Below are 15,872 nucleotides of genomic sequence, written 5' to 3' on the forward strand. Positions count from 1 at the left end.
AGTGTGAATCTTTCTCTTCAGTCCACAGACCATGTCAATCCGCCGATTGGCTCTCCGACACTGCGGGGCCTTGTTGGAGGCGCCATTGTAGCAGCGAATAGGCTGGATCGGACTGCAGGTGATGTTCGAAGACTCCTGCGACCGCAGTTCCGATGACGAGGGTTTGCCGGGGATCGCCCAGGAGGTTGCCCACCATCCGTACGCGGCCGGCGTGCGGCAGCTCGACGAGCAGCGCGACATACGGGCCGTGCTGCTTCAACGCCGCATGCGAGGGATGCCACACGCGTTCCCAACTGAAGATGCGTCCGATCGGTTCGACCTCAGTCCACGTGAGATCAAAGGCGTGACAATGATGGCAGATCCATTCCGGTCCGAACTGCCAGGTAGTGCAGCGGTCACACCGTTGCACCAATAGCCGGTTTAGGCGCAAGCCCGCCCAGTAGGGTGCCGAGAGCCCATCTGGCTCGCTGACCGGGATGGGCAGCCCGGCAGGAAGATGGTGCGCACGTGCGGCCCCACTCATAACGTCGCCTCCGAGCCCAGGATAAGGTTGCTGGCCGGCGTCACCATCGGGCCGCCGATGACCAATGCGACGTCGTTTCGTGGAACCTGGTTCGTCGACGTTCCGCGTACCTGCCGAACGGCTTCCAGCACGAGCTCGAGGCCGTGCATGTAGCATTCGGCAAGATTGCCACCACTGGTGTTGAGCGGCAGCCGCCCGGACGGCGCGATCAAATTGTCGACGGTCAGGAATTCGTTGGCGTCCTCCGGTTTGAAGAAGCCGTGCTCTGCCAAGGCCATCACGACGCCGCCAGTGAAATTCTCGTACGCCTGGACCACGCCGACATCGGAGGGCCCTACTTCGGCCATGCGGTAGAGATCGGGGGCGACGGTGTCGAAACTCGCCGTGGCGTAGAGCGGCGCGTTGTGCGCCGTCGCGGCCGCGCGATGTCCGGATCCGAAGGCCGCGCCGAGCACATAGACGCCCTTGTGCCGGAAGTCGCCGGCGCGCTCCGCCGGAACCAGCAGCAAGGCTGCGGCGCCGTCGTTTTCCATGCAGCAGTCGTAGAGATGGAACGGCTCCACGATCCAGCGCGACGCATCGTATTTCTCGGCGTCCAGCGGCTTGCCGTGCATCACGGCGCGGGGGTTGGCCTGCGCATGGTGATAGGCGGCGAGCGCAATCGCGCGCAACGCCTCTTGCCGCACGCCGTGATCGTGCATGTAGCGCCGCACCCGCATGGCAAAGCGCTGCGGCGGCGCCAGCACGCCATAAGGCATCAGGTAGGACCGTTCGCCCGAAACGGTGTGGATCCCGCCCGCCTGTCCAAACCGGCCATATTGGCCCTGCGCCAGCGAGCGGAACACCACGACACAATCGGCGAGACCCGCGGCGATCGAGGCCGCCGCGTTGGCAACCGCGGCACAGCAGCCGCCGCCGCCTCCGCCCCATTGCATGGTGGCGGAGCGCAATCGATGCGTCCCCAGCGCCGCGGCCAGCCGTGAGGCTTCGCTGCGATCGTCGCTGTAGGACGAGAACCCGTCGATCTCGCGGGGATCGAGCCCGGCATCTTCGCAGGCTGCCAGAATGGCTTTCAGCGCAAGCTTGAATTCCGGGTCGGGCGAAGCGCCGTGGCGATAATACTCCGTTTCGCCAATCCCGATCACGGCCACACGGCCCCGCAGCGTCCGCTCGTCTCTCGCGCGCGCCGTCACGACTTGGCGTCCTGTCGTGAGGGCTGGCCGCCGAAGGCTCCACCTGCGGCAAGCCGCGCGATCTCCGCCTCATCGTAGCCGAGCAACTCGCGCAGCACATTTTCGGTGTGCTGCCCGACAGCCGGTGCCGCAATCGGATCGACGATCGGCGTCCGCGAATAGCGGATCGGCAGGTTCACGTTCGGAACCCAGCCCAGCGTCTCGTGCGGGATCCGGGTAACGATCCCGCGTTCCCTTGCCTCCGGGGAGCGGATCGCCTCGCCGACGGTGCGCACCTGGCCGCAGGGCACTCCGGCCGCCCGCATCCGCGACTGCCAGTGCGGCCAGGGCTGCCGGGCAAAGGCCTCGCCGAGGATTGCGAACAACTCGTCGCGCCGACGGATTCGATCGGGGCCGGTTGCATAGATCCCGGCGGCCGCGAGATCCTCGCGCTCGAGAACCTGCGCCATCAGGCGCTGGAAGATCTTGTCGTTGCCGCAGTTGATATAGAAGGCGCAATCGCTGGCCTGAAACACGCCCGACGGACAGGTGTCCGGGCTGGTATTGCCGCTTCGCTTCGGATCGGCATTGTTGAATAGCGACTGCATGGTCGCATAGCCGGTCATCAGGACGGCATTCTCGAACAACGAAACCTCGATGGCCTGGCCCTGCCCGCTCCGCTCGCGTGCGAACAACGCGCCAAGGATCGCATTGCTTGCCATCATCGCGGTGCTGATATCCATGACCGGCGACAATGCGCGCACGCCCTCGCGGTCGGCGTAGCCGTTCATCGACACGAAGCCGCTCTCGACCTGCGCGATCGGATCGAACCCGAGGCGGTCCGAAAACGCCCCGTCGCGGCCATAGGCCGACACCGAGCAATAGACGATCTCCGGTCTGATCCTGCGGCAGCTCTCATAGTCGAGCCCCAGCCGCGCCATCACATCAGCCGAAAAGTTCTCGACAAGGACATCCGCCGTCGCGATCAGCTCGCGCGCGACCTTGAGGCCCTCAGGGGACTTGAGATCGACGGCGACGCTGCGCTTGTTGCGGTTGGTCCAGAGGAACGGCGCACCGTGCCTGAGATCGGGATGCATCGGAGGATAGCGGCGCAAATCATCACCACGGCCCGGCACTTCGACCTTGATCACTTCGGCGCCCATGTCGGCGAGGATCATGGTCGCAAACGGTCCCGCGATGAAATGCGAGAAATCGATCACCCGGACCCCTTGTAGCGCCCGTGGCGCGTCGGCAGGGCGCGGCGTGTGCTCAGGGAAGTCGGCTTCAAGTTGATCCAGCATCGGGAGGTCCGTCAGTTTGAGAAGTGTTGATCCGAAGGTCGCGGGCGGCGGCGTCAATTGCTCTTCGGTGGCTCGACGAGCGAGCATCCGCCCTGGTCAAGCGGCCGAAACGCCTCCGACCCGGACAGCATGCCGACCTGCTCCAGCAGGTCCCATTTGCTCTTCGACGCATTCGGGCTCTTCACTTTCAGGATGTACATGTTGTGAATGGCGCGGCCGTCCGCGCGCACCACGACCGGCCCGAACAAGGCGTCGTCGATCGGCTTCTCCTTCAACTTCCGGATCACGGCAGGCGCATCATTGGTTCCTGCCGCCAACGCCGCGTTGAGATAGGCCAGCACCGAGGAATAGACGCCGGCGTGAAACGCGGTCGGCGATTGGCCGTGCTGACGCGCGCTGAACTTTGCCGACCAGGCACGGCTGGCATCGTTGAGGTCCCAGTAGAACGGCTGGGTGATGATCAGCCCCTCCCCGACAGCAAGGCCGCTCGATTCGACATCGTTGGTGGTGGTCAACAGCGCCGCGAAGGTGCGCCCGCTCTGTTTCAGCCCGAACTCGGCGGATTGCTTGATCAGGCTGACCGTGTCGCCGCCCGCGGTCGCGAATGCGATCACGTCGGCGCCGGAGCTCTCGGCTTGCAGGATGAACGAGGCATAGTCCGCATTGTTGATCGGCACATTGACCGATCCGAGCACGGTGCCGCCGCCGGTGCCGATCACCGCCGTGCCGTCGCGCACCATCGACTTGCCGAGCGCATTGTCGGTCGCGATGAAGTACCATTTCTTGCCGCCGTGACGCACGAGATAGGCACCGATCGTGTGCGAGGCCGCCCAGGTGTCGAACGTCCACTGGATCGTGTTCGGCGAGCAGTATTTCCCGGTCAGGTCGGAGGACGCCGCGCTCGACGCAATCAGCGCCGCCCTGGTGCCGCGCACGACTTCGTTGACGGCGAGCCCGACGGCCGAGTTCGGCACGTCGGCAACCGCATCAACCTTCTCCTGATCGATCCAGCGGCGCGCGATCGCGGCGCCGACGTCCGCCTTGTTCTGGTGATCGGCCGAAACGACGTCGACCTTGAAGTCGGGATGAATCCGCATGAAATCCTCGGCCGCCATTTTGGCCGCGGTCACCGAACCTTCGCCGGCATTGTCCGAGTAAGGGCCGGACGCATCGTTGAGCACGCCGATCTTGAGGGAGCGCGCAGCGTCCGCCGATGCGGGCGAACTGGTGCAAGCGGCCATAAAGGCGATTGCGGCAATTTGCGAAAGATACTTCATTTGTTTCCACCCGCCATATGTTGTTGTTCTAGAGATCGAGCACGAGCGTGCGGGACCTGGCGCCCGAGCAGCAGATCATGACGCTCGTGTTCGCCGCCTGCTCTTCCTTGCTCAGAAACTGGTCGCGATGATCGGGTATGCCCTCGAGCACGCGCGTCTCGCAGGTGCCGCACACTCCCTCGGCGCAGGCATAGTTGGCGGTGACACCGGCATCCAGCAACGCATCGAGGATCGTTTTGCCGGGCTCGACCGCGATCGTGCGATTGCTTCGCGCCAGCTTGACGTTGAAGCCCCCATCGGTTGAGGGCGCTTCCCGGGCCTGGAAATATTCGACATGGACGCGATTGGCCGGCCGTTCGGCCGTCGCCGCCTCGAATGCCGAGAGCATGGGCACCGGACCGCAGCAATAAAGATGCGCGTGGGCCGGCGCATTGCCGACAATCGCCGGCAGGTCGAACAGACGCCCCGATCGCTCATCGTCGAGATCGAGATGTATCCTGGAATGGAGGTCGGATCGGAATATGTCGAGCTCGTCGAGGAATGCTGCGGCGGCGCGCGTCCTCGCGGCGTAGAACAGCTCCCAGTGCCGTCCGATCGTCTCCAGGCGCCGGATCATGGACAATAGCGGCGTGATGCCGATGCCGCCGGCGATCAGGACCGAATGCTCTGCCTCTTCGTGCAGCACGAAATTGTTGCGCGGTCTGGAGATCGTCATGATATCCCCGACCTTCGTGGAGTCGTGGACGAAGCTGGAGCCGCCCCGGCTCTCGACATCCTTGCTGACGGCGATCACATAGCGGTGGCGCTCGCGCTGATCGTTGACGAGCGAATAGCTGCGGATCATGCCGTTCGCCAGATGCAGGTCGATATGGCTGCCGGCCGTGAACGGCGTCAGCTCTCCGCCCCTGCGCTCGATCAACTCATAGGAATTGATCCGCTCGGCCTCGTAGCCGATGCGTTTGACCAGCACGTCCTGCGTCATTTCAGCCATGGCGGGGTGCGCTCACAGCTCGTAGCCGAAATCGGCACCGAGCTTCGCTCGCATGAACGGCGCACCGACGTCGACCCAGGAATCCTCCGGCGGCAGCCGCAGCGACACCGCCCGCACCATGAACACGTCGGGGTCCAGGACACCCTTGGGCTTGACGGCGTGATCGCGATAGGCGCCGAGCGCCTCCAGAATGAAGCGCCGCGTCATCGCAATTCCCGTGTCGCTCGAGCAGAGCGTCTCCCTGGTGCGATCGAAGATCGGCGAGACGCCACTCTGGCAGGCTCCGTCCTGCACCCAGAGCCCCGGCAGGCCCGAGAACCAGGTGGTGCGCTGCGCCTCATAGTCGAATTGAAAGCCGTTTCGCGGATTGTATTTGGTCCAGTAGCCTGCATACGGAACCGTCACCGGGTGCTGAACCAGCGCGTGGCGGCTGGCATGACCGCTCTCGCGGCCCTTGTGGCCTTCGGCGAAGACCTGCCGCGTTTTCTCCAGCAGCGGTTCCGACGGATGATAGGAGAACATGATGCAGAGCGTGTTCTCGTCGTCGATCGGCACCCAGGCGTGCCCGCTCAGATCCGGGAACGGCGACAGCGGCGGCACCAGCGTATAGAACGGCAGCATGAACTGGTTGACCCGCCAGTACAGGGTGTTGGCATCGTAATTGCGCCGCGCAGCGATGCTCATGCCGAAATCCTGCTTGATGCATTCGAAGGTCGGCCGCAGGTCGCGCTTCTGGATCCAGGCGCTGGTCGTGCCCTGGGCGTCGAGCCGGCCATGAAGGAGCGGCGCGTGCGCCGAGTCGATCTCGCCTTCGACCGCTTGCAGCCAGTTGCACTCCTGGACGCGGACCGAGATGTGCACCTGCTCGGCCGGCACCAGATTCCATTCGAGATTCGGCAGCGGCGGCAACTCGGCCTGGTCGGGACCCATATAGGTCCAGATCATTCCATTGCGCTCCTTGCAGGGATAGGCCTTGATCCGGACCCGCTCCTTGAGGCGGCTGCGCACCGGCTCGGCCGGCATGTCCGTCACCGCGCCGGTGACGTCGAATTTCCAGCCGTGATAGACGCAGCGCAGCCCGCAATCCTCGTTTCGCGCGAAGATCAGCGGCGCGCCGCGATGCGGACAGGCCTGATCGACCAGCCCTACCCGCCCCTCGGTGTCGCGGAAGGCGACCAGATCCTCGCCGAGCAGCCGGATGCGCTTGGGCTGTCCGTCCTTGGTGAGATCCGCCGACGGCAAGAAGGGAATCCAGTAAAGCCGAAACAGATCGCCGAGCGGTGTTCCCTTGCCGACCCTCACCAGGCGTTCATTGTCTTCGCGCGAGAGCATGGATTTGCCTCCTTCAATTGCGTGTGGCCGGGCCCGCCGCGCCGCCGAGAAGCGCGGCGACGCGGTCAGACAGTCCGAGATCCTGAGCGGTCCAAAGCGGGTCGGACCCGGTGAGCGGCTTGCGTGGAATCGGAGGCAGCTTGCCCTCCTCCACCAGGCCGACGATCAATTCAATGCGGCTCCGCTCCAGCTCCCGGAGGGCGTCCTCGACGACGGCGGCTTCCGCCGTGCATCCCGGCAGTTCCGGATAGGCAAGCCGAACCCGCCAGTGCCCCGGCTCGGTTTCGACCGCCTCGGCCTCGAGCAAATAGGGAATCGACAGCAGCTCACGCAGGTCCAAGTTCAACCTCCCTGAACGATGTCTTGGCATCGCATTTGATACGTATACGTACTACATTGCAAAATGCGTGACAAGGCCGAAAGCAGTTGCGTCGTGCCGCGAACAGACCGGGGGCGGTTCACCGCAGGGTTGAGGACGTCAGGCCAAGCTGCTAACGGCTAACGCGAATTCGAAAAATCGGAGTCCAACGACGGCATGGCAGCCGACAAGGGTATGAAGCCGAGTTCGGCCACGGACATTGCGCGCGACTGGCAGCTTGAAGGCGGCGTCGGATTTCTGCTGCGGCTGCTGGAGGCCCGCTATGACGGGCTCTATCAGAGCATGACGCGCCAGAGCGACATCACGCCGCGGCAGTTCGGCGTGCTGATGGCGCTGTACCAATTGGGTCCTCTCACTCCATCGATTTTGGCGGACCGGATCAGTTGCGATCGCAACACGCTCAGCGAGATGTTGAAGCGGATGGTGGCGCGCCGACTGGTTTCGAAGAAGAACAATCCGGATGACCGCCGCTCGCTCCAGGTGCAGATCACCGCCAAGGGCGAGGAAGCGCTTCTGGCCGTCATCCCGGCCGCGGCCGAGCTGCAAAACATCATGCTGGCGCCCCTGCCCAAGGAGGACCGCGCGCATTTCCTGAAATGCCTGCTGGCGATCGCGAAGGCTCCGCCGCCGGACGCTCCGTCCGACAGCTGAGATCGCAGCCTAGGCCGGCGTCCTACCAAACGTGCCCGCGGCCGCGAGCGCCGCAATTGCGTCCGGCGATAATCCGAGAATTCGCGACAGCACATCGTCCCGCTGCGCGCCGATCCCGGGAACCTGACTTCCGATCGACGTATCGGCCCCCGACATCTGCCATGGCGCATTGACGCCGACGAATTCGCCGGCACCATCCGAGACCGTCCCGAACACACCACGTTGATGAAGATGGGCGTCGGTCAGCGCGGCACCCGGCGTCCGGTACTCGGCGCAGGGAACTCCGGCACGATCCAGCGCCGCGATGCATTCAGCGACGGTGTGGCGCTCGGTCCATTGCTCGATCACCTGCATCATGGCGGTCCAGTTGGCGCCGCGCGCCGGAATAGTGGTGAAGCGCGGATCGTTCGCCAGCTCGTCCTGCCCCGTCACCTCACATAGCGCAGCAAAATTGCGCGGCGTGACCGGGGCGATCAGGATATCGCCATCGCGCGTGCGGACCGGCCCATAGGTCGGACGCGGCGAGCGGATCGGGAATTGGGCTTCCTGGAGTTCATAGACCAGCAGGTTGAGCATGCAGTCCATCAAGGCCACATCGACGCGCTGCCCCTTCCCGGTACGTTCGCGCTGGACCATCGCAGTCTGGATCGCCGAGTAGCCGAAGATGCCGCCGAGGATGTCCGCGACAAAGATCGCACCTGCCGCGGGACGCTCCCGGTCGCCGGCATAGCGCATCAGCGAGGTGTCGAACCCGCTTTCGGCGTGCACGATCATGGCGTAGGCCGCGCGCTCGGCGGCGGGGCCTGCCTGGCCATAGCCCGAGATCGAGCAATAGATCAGGCGCGGGTTGATCTCGCGCAGCGCATCATAGCCGAGGCCGAGCCGGTCCATCACGCCCGGACGGAAATTCTCGACGAGGATATCCGCCTCCGCGACCATGCGATGCACGAGCTTGATGGCATCGGCGCTCTTCAGGTCCAGCGCCAGGCTGCGCTTGCCGGCATTGAGCTGACCGAAATAGGTGCTGTGGCCTTCGCGCAGCGGCGTCCGCAGCCGCATGTCGTCGCCTTCCGGCGGCTCGATCTTGATGACCTCGGCACCGACGTCGGCGAGCAGCCGCGCGCAATAAGGGCCTGCCACCATGATGGAAAAATCCAGCACCCGCACACCGGCGAGCGGCGCCCTGTCGCCATCCTTCTGCATCCGATCTCTCCTATCTCGGCAGCCCGAGCGCGCGTTGCGCGATCAGGCTACGCTGAATCTCGTTGGTCCCGATGCTGATCACCCACATCAGCGAGTGCCGCAGGTTTTGCTCGAAGCGGCCATTGTCGATCGCGCCCGGCATCTGTTCGGACAGCGCGGCCCGCATGCCGAGAATGTCGAGCGCAGCCTCGCCAAAGCGCTCCATCAGCTCTCCCGAGAACACCTTGCTGATCGCGCCATATTCCGGCGGCGTCGCACCATCGGCGGCAAGCTCGGCACAATGCATCATCAACTGGCGGCCGATCTCGATCTCTGAGGCCAAGGTCGCCATCTTGTCGCGGACGATCGGGTTATCGGCCAGGGACCGATCACCGATCACACGCAAGCGCAGCTGCTCGAAGGCGTGCGCGACCTTCAGGACGATGCCGCCACCGACCAGCCCTCGCTCGAAAGCCAGCGCGCCGGTCAGCACCTTCCAGCCGCCATTGACCTCACCAACCAGGTTCTCGGCGGGAATCCGCACATTGTCGTAGAAGATGTTGGCAAACGTGCCGTCATACATGGTGACGGATGGACGGATGGTGATGCCCGGCGCATCCATCGGCACGATGAACATGCTGATGCCGGCATGCGGCGGCTTGGCGTCCTTGTCGGTCCGCGCGGCGAGGAACATGTATTTTCCCCACCAGGTGGTGGTCCAGATCTTCTGGCCGTTGATCACCCAGTGATCGCCGTCCCTGGTCGCGCTGGTGCGCAACGCCGCCAGGTCTGAACCCGCCTGGGGCTCGCTGTAGCCCATGCCGTGCATGGCTTCGCCGCGCAGGATTTCCGGAAGATACTTTTGCTGCTGCTCTGCCGTGCCGAACATCATCAGCGCGTTGGCCTGGATCGCCGCACCGATCCGCGGTGCCTCGCCCTGCTCCATCGTCTCCATGAAGGCGATCTGCTCCAGCGGCGAGCGGGCCTGGCCGCCGAACTGCTCCGGCCATCCGAGGCCAATCCATCCGGTCTCGCCGATATATCGGGCAAAGCTCGCATCGAACTCGCGCTTGGCGAACGGCCTCTGATCGAACGCCTCCTTCGCATCCCCGGTCCAGTTTTGTGCGAGCCAGCGCCGGACCTGCTCACGAAATGCATTTCCGGCGGACCCGAGGTTGTATTGCGGCAGCCCGGCGCCGCCCGCATCCAACAGTCGCGCGGCCAGTCTGTGCTTTGCATCCGAGGCGCCACCGATCCCGATCGTATCGAGGTGCACGCGCTTGAAATGGATCGGCGCCTCATGCTCTTCGGCATAGCCGATTGCACCGAATGTATGCTGGGTCTCCAGTGATACCTGCCGCAGCGCATTTACGGAAAATGCCGAAGCGCAATCGGCGAAGTAGCGCCAGTCGTCGCAGCCGTCATCATGCAGTCTGGCGGTATGCTCGAGGATCAGCCTGACGCCTTCGAGTGCGATCAGGCAGTTCGCCAGCTTGTGCTGGATCGCCTGGAACTTGCCGATCGGTTGGCCGAACTGGCGCCGTTCCTTGGCGTAGTCCACGGCCAGCTCAAACGCACGCCGCGCCGCGCCGTAAGCGCGCGCGGTCAGCGCCGCTCTGCCCTTGATGCGGAGATCGTCCAGATTGACCGTCCCGACCGGAATGCGCGCGAGCGGCGCGGCGGTCAGCCTGACTTCGTAGAACCCCCACGCCCCCATCGCGCGGGTCGGGACGCATTCGACACCGGGACCGCCAAGATCGATCAGCGCAAGATGGGCCTGATCGAGCCCGACCAGAAGATGCGTGGCGCCACCCGCTGCCTCGACGAAGCGGAGCACACCCGTTGCCTTGAGCTCCGTGGCCGCGATCGAACCCGTGCCCGGATCGCGGTCCAGCGCCCCGAATGAGAAGGCGACGATCGCCGTCCCGGAATGCAGCCGCTCCAGCAGACCCGCCACGACGTCGACCCGCGAACCGGCGACCGCCAGATTGGCGAGCGCCGCTGACCACATCGGCGCCGGACACCCGGCTCGGCCGAGCTCCGCCATGACGACGAAGATCTCGGCGAGCCCGCCTTCACCGCCCTCTGCGCCAAGCGCGGCGACGCCCTGCCCGACCAGCTTGCGCCAGATCGCCGATACCTCGTCCGGCGAGGACGACGCCGTCGCACCGCGCGGACGCCAATGCTCATCGAGGAAGCCGCGCAAGGAATCGCGCAGCATCCCTGCGACATCGTCATTCGATGCGTCAGGCGCCGTCATTGTTCAGCCCCGAGCTACGCCTGACCGAATCTCGGCTTGCGCTTCTCCTTGAACGACATCGTCGCTTCCTTGTGGTCGGCGGTCTCGAACGTCACCTGCTCCAGTGCCATCGAGGCCTCCAGCAGCATGTTCACGCGCTCCTTGACGATCTGGTTGATCGACAGCTTGGTCCAGCGAATGGCCCAGGTCGGACCGTTGGCGAGCTCGACCGCAATCTCGCGGGCCTTGGCCAACACTTCGGCGCGCGGCGCGACATGGTTGACCAGCCCGATCCGCTCCGCCTCCTTGCCCTTCAGGAGCGTGCCGCGGATCAGGAATTCCTTGGCCTTGTTGATGCCGATCAGCAAGGGCCAGATCACCGTGCCGCCGTCGCCCGCGACCAGGCCGACACGCGAGACATGGGTGTCGCCGATCCGCGCATCTTCGGCCATCACGGTGATATCGCAGAGCAACGCATGGGTCGCAGCCAAGCCGATGGCGTCGCCATTGATTGCCGCGATGATCGGCTTGTCGAGCTCGAGCTGGCGGGTGACGCCGCGCCGACTGATCATGGGATCATGCACCTCGCCCTCTTCGAGCACGTCGCCGCCCGGACGCTCCGACATCGCCTTCACGTCGCCGCCGACGCTGAAGAAGTCACCGGCGCCGGTCAGCACCACGGCATTGACGGCGTGGTCGTCGGCGAGGTCGTCCCAGATCGTCCGCAGCTCGCGGATCAGCTTTTGGTTGATGGCATTGCGTGCCTGCGGGCGATTCAAGGTCACGGTCGCGACCTTATCCGCGACCTCGACCGTCAGGCATTCATACTTGGCGTAGTTGGACACGTTTGCCTCCATTGTTATTGCCGTTTGAGTGTTGATCTATTCGCCGGCGCTGCGCGCTACCGGCGCAACCCGGGTTGCACGTCAGCCAATGCGACGTGAAGCGACATGGCGCCAGGGTCCTGCTCCAGCATGCGCTGCACGGATTCCAGGTGCGAGCGCAGCAGCCGGCTCGCCAGCGCCACGTCTCGCTCGCTGAGCGCCGCCAGGAACTGCCGTCGCTTCTCCGCCAGCCGCGCCATCGCGACCCCGCTGGAAGCGACCTTGGCGTAGACGAAGCGCATGTGTATCTCGGTGACCGAATCCACGATCATCGCAATCACCTTGTTGCCGGTCGAGGCCGCGAGCAACTTGTAGAATTCGCGCGAGCATTCGACCCGGTCCAGCAGCCGGCCTTCCTTCGTCGCAAGCTCGGTCCGCTCGATATTGGCTTCCAGCGCATCGAGGTCGGCGCGCCGCGCATTTGCACAGGCCAGCTGCACCACGAGGTCGAGCACGTGCACCCGCGCCTCCGACAGTTCCCGCACCGATATCGTCCCGAGGCTCAGCATGTCGCGCATGACCTCGTTCATGCGCCGGGTGTCGCCCTGCTGGATGAAGGCCCCACCCTTGACGCCCTTCTGCAGCCGCAGCACGCCAGCCATCTCCAGGCTGCGCAGCGCTTCCCGCAACACATTCCGGCTGACCCCGAGCTGCTGCGCGAGTTCGCGCTCGGCCGGCAGCTTGTCGCCGGGCTTCAGCACGCCGAGCGCCAGCTGCTCGCGAATGCGCTCGCAGATCTCCTCGAACGTCCGCCTGGTGTGGATCGGCTTGAACGTCGGCGTGGCCGCGGTGCCGGCCGCACGGAGATCGGTGGCCCGCTCCCTGCGGTTCGGCGAGGCGGTGCGGGGGCGCTGCGGCGCGCGGGGGCTTGACTTGGTGCTCATGCAGTGAATTATTAAATGGATCACCCATTCAATGGAAGTCCCTTTTTGGCTTCCGGCAAAGAAAACAAGCGGGGAGTGGTATGAGTTTTTCCGATGAGCAGGTCGCTTTCCGCGACAATTTGCGCAGAATGGTCGTAAGGCACGTGGCGCCGATCGCCGCCGAAATCGACGAGACCGACCGCTTCCCGCTCGAGCTGGTCAAGCTGTTCGGCGAGATGGGACTGATGCAGCTCTGGGTGCCGGAGCGCTATGGCGGCCCGAACGGCAACCTCACCATGGCCTGCATCGCGCGCGAGGAGATCTCGAAGGTCTCGCCAGCCTGCGCATCGATCGCGGCGCTCAACACCATGTTCATCATGCCGCTGCTGCATTTCGGTTCGGAAGAGCAGCGCCAGAAATATTTGCCGATCATCGCCCAGGGCGGGGTCGTAACGGCGATCGCGATCTCGGAGCCACAGGCCGGCTCCGACGTCGCCGCGCTCAACACCCGCGCGCGGAAGGACGGTGACAGCTACGTCCTGAACGGCCGCAAGCAATGGTGCAGCTACGGCGTCGTCGCCGACTACATCGTGGTGATGGCGCGAACCAGCGATGGCGCCGGTGCGGACGGAATCAGCGCCTTCATCGTTGAGCCGAAGAAGATGCCGGGCATTAGTTTCGGCCGCCACGAGCGCAAGATGGGCTTTCGCGGCGCGCCCAACACCCCGATCTTCTTCGACAATGTCCGGGTGCCGGCCGAAAACCTCGTCGGCGAGGAAGGCAAGGGCTTTCGCGCGTCGATGCGTGCGCTCGACCTCAACCGCCCGACCATCGGCGCCCAGTCGGTCGGCCTCGCGCAAGGCGCGCTCGATGCCTGCATCGACTACGCCAAAGAGCGCAAGCAGTTCAAACAGCCGATCGCCGAGTTCCAGGGCGTGCAGTTCATGCTCGCCGACATGGCGATGCAGATCGAGGCGGCCCGTGCGCTGGTCTATGAATGCGCCCGCGCCGGCGATGCCGGCGACTGGAAGCGGCTCAACGTGCTTGCCAGCATGGCCAAATGCGTCGGCAGCGACATGGCCATGAAGGTGACGACCGACGCGGTCCAGATCTTCGGCGGCTATGGCTACACCATGGATTACCCGGTCGAACGCATGATGCGCGACGCCAAGCTGACCCAGATTTTCGAAGGCACCAACCAGATCCAGCGCGTGGTGATCGCCCGCGAGCTGCTGCGCTGACACGGATCGATTGCAACAAGAAACCAACTACAGGGAGAAACGACCTTGAACCACATCATCGACCGGGCGTTGGCGGCCGCCGCGCTGTCGGCGCTGCTTGCGGCGCCCATCTACGCGCAGAAAGCCTATGGACCCGGCGCCAGCGATACCGAGATCAAGCTCGGCCAATCGACGCCGCTGAGCGGCCCCGCCTCCGCGTTCGGCGCGGGCGCCGGGCGCGCCGTGGTCGGCTATTTCGAAATGCTGAATGCGAAGGGCGGCATCAATGGCCGCAAGGTCAACTTCACCCAGCTCGACAATGCCTACAGCGCGCCAAAAGCGGTCGAGCAATCCCGCAAGCTGATCGAAGACGTCGGCATATTGGCTGAGGTCGGTACGATCGGCACCGCGCCCAACGTCGCGATCCAGAAATACCTCAACGCCAAGCAGGTGCCGCAGCTGTTCATCACCGCCGGCGGACGGCGTTTCAACGATCCCAAGACCTTCCCGTGGACGGTCCCGCTCTACCCGGACTTCGAAACCGAGGGCCGCGTCGTCGCCAAGTACATCCTGACCGCAAAGCCCGACGCCAGGATCGGCGTGCTGTATCAGAACGACGACTACGGCAAGGACTATCTCAGGGGCCTCCGCGCCGGTCTCGGTCCGAAGGCCGATCTGATCGTCGCGCAGGCCTCCTACGAACTTGCCGACCCGACGATCGACTCGCAGATCGTCCAGCTGAAGGCTGCCGGCGTCGACACGCTGATCGAGCAGTCGTCGTCGAAGGCCGCCGCGCAATCGATCCGCAAGGTCTACGAGCTCGGCTGGAAACCGCTGCACGTGATCGGTGGCTCCACGGCATCGGTCGAAACCATCCTGAAACCCGCAGGCCTTGAAGCGTCGAAGGGGTTGGTCACGACACAGTTTCTCAAGCAGCCGGGCGATCCGGCCTGGGCCAATGACGACGAAGTCAACGCCTACAAGGACTTTCTGAAGAAATACGCGCCGTCAGCCAATCCAGACGATTATTCCGTGCTGGTCGCCTACATGAACATGCACGCCGTCTCGCTGGCGCTGCGCAAATGCGGCGACGACCTGACCCGCGAGAACCTTATCAAGCAAGCTACCTCGCTGAATGGCGAGCGATTGCCGATGATGCTCCCAGGTGTCACGATCAGCACCCAGCCCGGTGACTACACGCCATTCAGGACTCTGCGGATTGCGACATTTGACGGAAGGAGCTGGTCCTTGACCGGCGCCCCTCTATCGGCCGACTAGACCGGACCTCGGGCGAAAGCCACCGTAGACCCTCGCTGGGTCGGTAAGACAGGAGGCTCGGGAAATGTTCGTCAACGACATTGGTTGCAGGCATCCCCCGGGGCCGATGCCGCCCCCTCACCTCGGAAGTTTGTTTCACATAGGTGGTGACAGGATTTTTCTTGATCTCCCGGTGCACACGTCATGCACACGCCGCCTTCCAATCGGTTGAAAAACTTGAACTCTCGCGCCAATCCATCATGGGAGCTATATTTCAATAATTTACCTTGGCATTCAACAGGCATGCCCTACGAACGTGCGCACTTCAAACTAGCCGAATTTGCGCACGCTGATGCGCGTTTTGACCTGCAAGTGCCCACCTCACGCAAAACAAATTGGTGCGTTGCTCGAATGTCCGGATGCTCTCCGGGAAGCCTATTGCGCTTTGTACTCGACCCGCTCGGCGGAGTCGAAATCGAGTCCGTGCCGAGTGGCCCCGGGCTGCGCGCGCGCAAATGCGCCGACACCTGCTTCGGCCGCGACGCGATCGCGGCTGGGCTGGTGGAGGCGGCGAAGCTTTGACGCGGCCTCGTTGCCGCGC

15 protein-coding genes are annotated in these 15,872 nt (G+C 64.3%); 4 read left to right on the forward strand and 11 right to left on the reverse strand.

Translation table 11 applies throughout. The annotated features are described in order from the left end of the window. Window positions 1-34: 34 nt before the first annotated feature. Genes CO675_RS14410 through CO675_RS14440 form a run of 7 tightly spaced genes read right to left on the reverse strand, consistent with a single transcriptional unit; the run spans window position 35 to window position 6,936 of the window. Window positions 35-523 carry a Zn-ribbon domain-containing OB-fold protein gene (locus CO675_RS14410; protein WP_097672556.1) on the reverse strand — a complete coding sequence of 163 codons (489 nt, stop codon included), beginning with the start codon at window positions 521-523 and terminating at the stop codon, window positions 35-37. Beyond that, entirely contained in the window at window positions 520-1,716 is a 1,197-nt protein-coding gene (locus tag CO675_RS14415; RefSeq protein ID WP_097672557.1) for a thiolase C-terminal domain-containing protein, read from the reverse strand. The genes CO675_RS14410 and CO675_RS14415 overlap by 4 nt, the downstream gene beginning before the upstream one ends. Continuing rightward, a complete protein-coding gene (locus CO675_RS14420; RefSeq protein WP_097672558.1) occupies window positions 1,713-2,996 on the reverse strand; it encodes a CaiB/BaiF CoA transferase family protein in 1,284 nt (427 codons plus the stop codon). The genes CO675_RS14415 and CO675_RS14420 overlap by 4 nt, the downstream gene beginning before the upstream one ends. A 53-nt stretch (window positions 2,997-3,049) precedes the next feature. Beyond that, a complete protein-coding gene (locus CO675_RS14425; protein WP_097672559.1) occupies window positions 3,050-4,273 on the reverse strand; it encodes an ABC transporter substrate-binding protein in 1,224 nt (407 codons plus the stop codon). A gap of 28 nt (window positions 4,274-4,301) precedes the next feature. Then, window positions 4,302-5,264, reverse strand: a complete 963-nt coding sequence (locus CO675_RS14430; RefSeq protein ID WP_097672560.1) for a PDR/VanB family oxidoreductase — start codon at window positions 5,262-5,264, stop codon at window positions 4,302-4,304. A 12-nt stretch (window positions 5,265-5,276) separates the two neighbouring features. Further along, entirely contained in the window at window positions 5,277-6,596 is a 1,320-nt protein-coding gene (locus CO675_RS14435; protein ID WP_097672561.1) for a Rieske 2Fe-2S domain-containing protein, read from the reverse strand. Window positions 6,597-6,609: 13 nt separating this feature from the next. After that, window positions 6,610-6,936: a hypothetical protein gene (locus CO675_RS14440; protein ID WP_097672562.1), complete on the reverse strand. Its 327-nt coding sequence runs from the start codon at window positions 6,934-6,936 to the stop codon at window positions 6,610-6,612. Window positions 6,937-7,131: 195 nt separating this feature from the next. On the opposite strand from CO675_RS14440, the gene CO675_RS14445 reads away from it, so the two are divergent. Next, window positions 7,132-7,626, forward strand: a complete 495-nt coding sequence (locus CO675_RS14445; RefSeq protein WP_097672563.1) for a MarR family winged helix-turn-helix transcriptional regulator — start codon at window positions 7,132-7,134, stop codon at window positions 7,624-7,626. Window positions 7,627-7,635: 9 nt separating this feature from the next. Here CO675_RS14445 and CO675_RS14450 read toward each other — a convergent pair whose 3' ends face one another. Genes CO675_RS14450 through CO675_RS14465 form a run of 4 tightly spaced genes read right to left on the reverse strand, consistent with a single transcriptional unit; the run spans window position 7,636 to window position 12,815 of the window. Next, window positions 7,636-8,829 (reverse strand): CaiB/BaiF CoA transferase family protein, encoded by a 1,194-nt coding sequence (locus tag CO675_RS14450; protein ID WP_097672564.1) that lies wholly within the window; start codon window positions 8,827-8,829, stop codon window positions 7,636-7,638. A 10-nt stretch (window positions 8,830-8,839) separates the two neighbouring features. After that, window positions 8,840-11,068 carry an acyl-CoA dehydrogenase family protein gene (locus CO675_RS14455; protein WP_097672565.1) on the reverse strand — a complete coding sequence of 743 codons (2,229 nt, stop codon included), beginning with the start codon at window positions 11,066-11,068 and terminating at the stop codon, window positions 8,840-8,842. 14 nt (window positions 11,069-11,082) lie between these two features. Next, the gene (locus CO675_RS14460; protein WP_245452754.1) at window positions 11,083-11,892 is read right to left on the reverse strand and encodes an enoyl-CoA hydratase/isomerase family protein; all 810 of its coding nucleotides are present in this window, start codon (window positions 11,890-11,892) and stop codon (window positions 11,083-11,085) included. A gap of 56 nt (window positions 11,893-11,948) precedes the next feature. Further along, the gene (locus CO675_RS14465) at window positions 11,949-12,815 is read right to left on the reverse strand and encodes a FadR/GntR family transcriptional regulator (RefSeq protein WP_097672567.1); all 867 of its coding nucleotides are present in this window, start codon (window positions 12,813-12,815) and stop codon (window positions 11,949-11,951) included. An 80-nt stretch (window positions 12,816-12,895) separates the two neighbouring features. Between CO675_RS14465 and CO675_RS14470 the strand changes: the two genes are divergently transcribed. The 3 genes from CO675_RS14470 to CO675_RS39935 all read left to right on the forward strand — a co-directional run bounded on the left by CO675_RS14470 (window position 12,896) and on the right by CO675_RS39935 (window position 15,853). Then, the gene (locus CO675_RS14470; RefSeq protein ID WP_097672568.1) at window positions 12,896-14,035 is read left to right on the forward strand and encodes an acyl-CoA dehydrogenase family protein; all 1,140 of its coding nucleotides are present in this window, start codon (window positions 12,896-12,898) and stop codon (window positions 14,033-14,035) included. Between the two features lie 45 nt (window positions 14,036-14,080). Beyond that, window positions 14,081-15,292, forward strand: coding sequence for an ABC transporter substrate-binding protein (locus CO675_RS14475; protein WP_097672569.1), 1,212 nt, complete (start codon window positions 14,081-14,083; stop codon window positions 15,290-15,292). 183 nt (window positions 15,293-15,475) lie between these two features. Then, window positions 15,476-15,853, forward strand: a complete 378-nt coding sequence (locus CO675_RS39935) for a hypothetical protein (protein ID WP_143279009.1) — start codon at window positions 15,476-15,478, stop codon at window positions 15,851-15,853. Window positions 15,854-15,872: the final 19 nt, after the last annotated feature.

The sequence above is a fragment of the Bradyrhizobium sp. C9 genome (assembly GCF_002532045.1).
Lineage (GTDB): Bacteria > Pseudomonadota > Alphaproteobacteria > Rhizobiales > Xanthobacteraceae > Bradyrhizobium.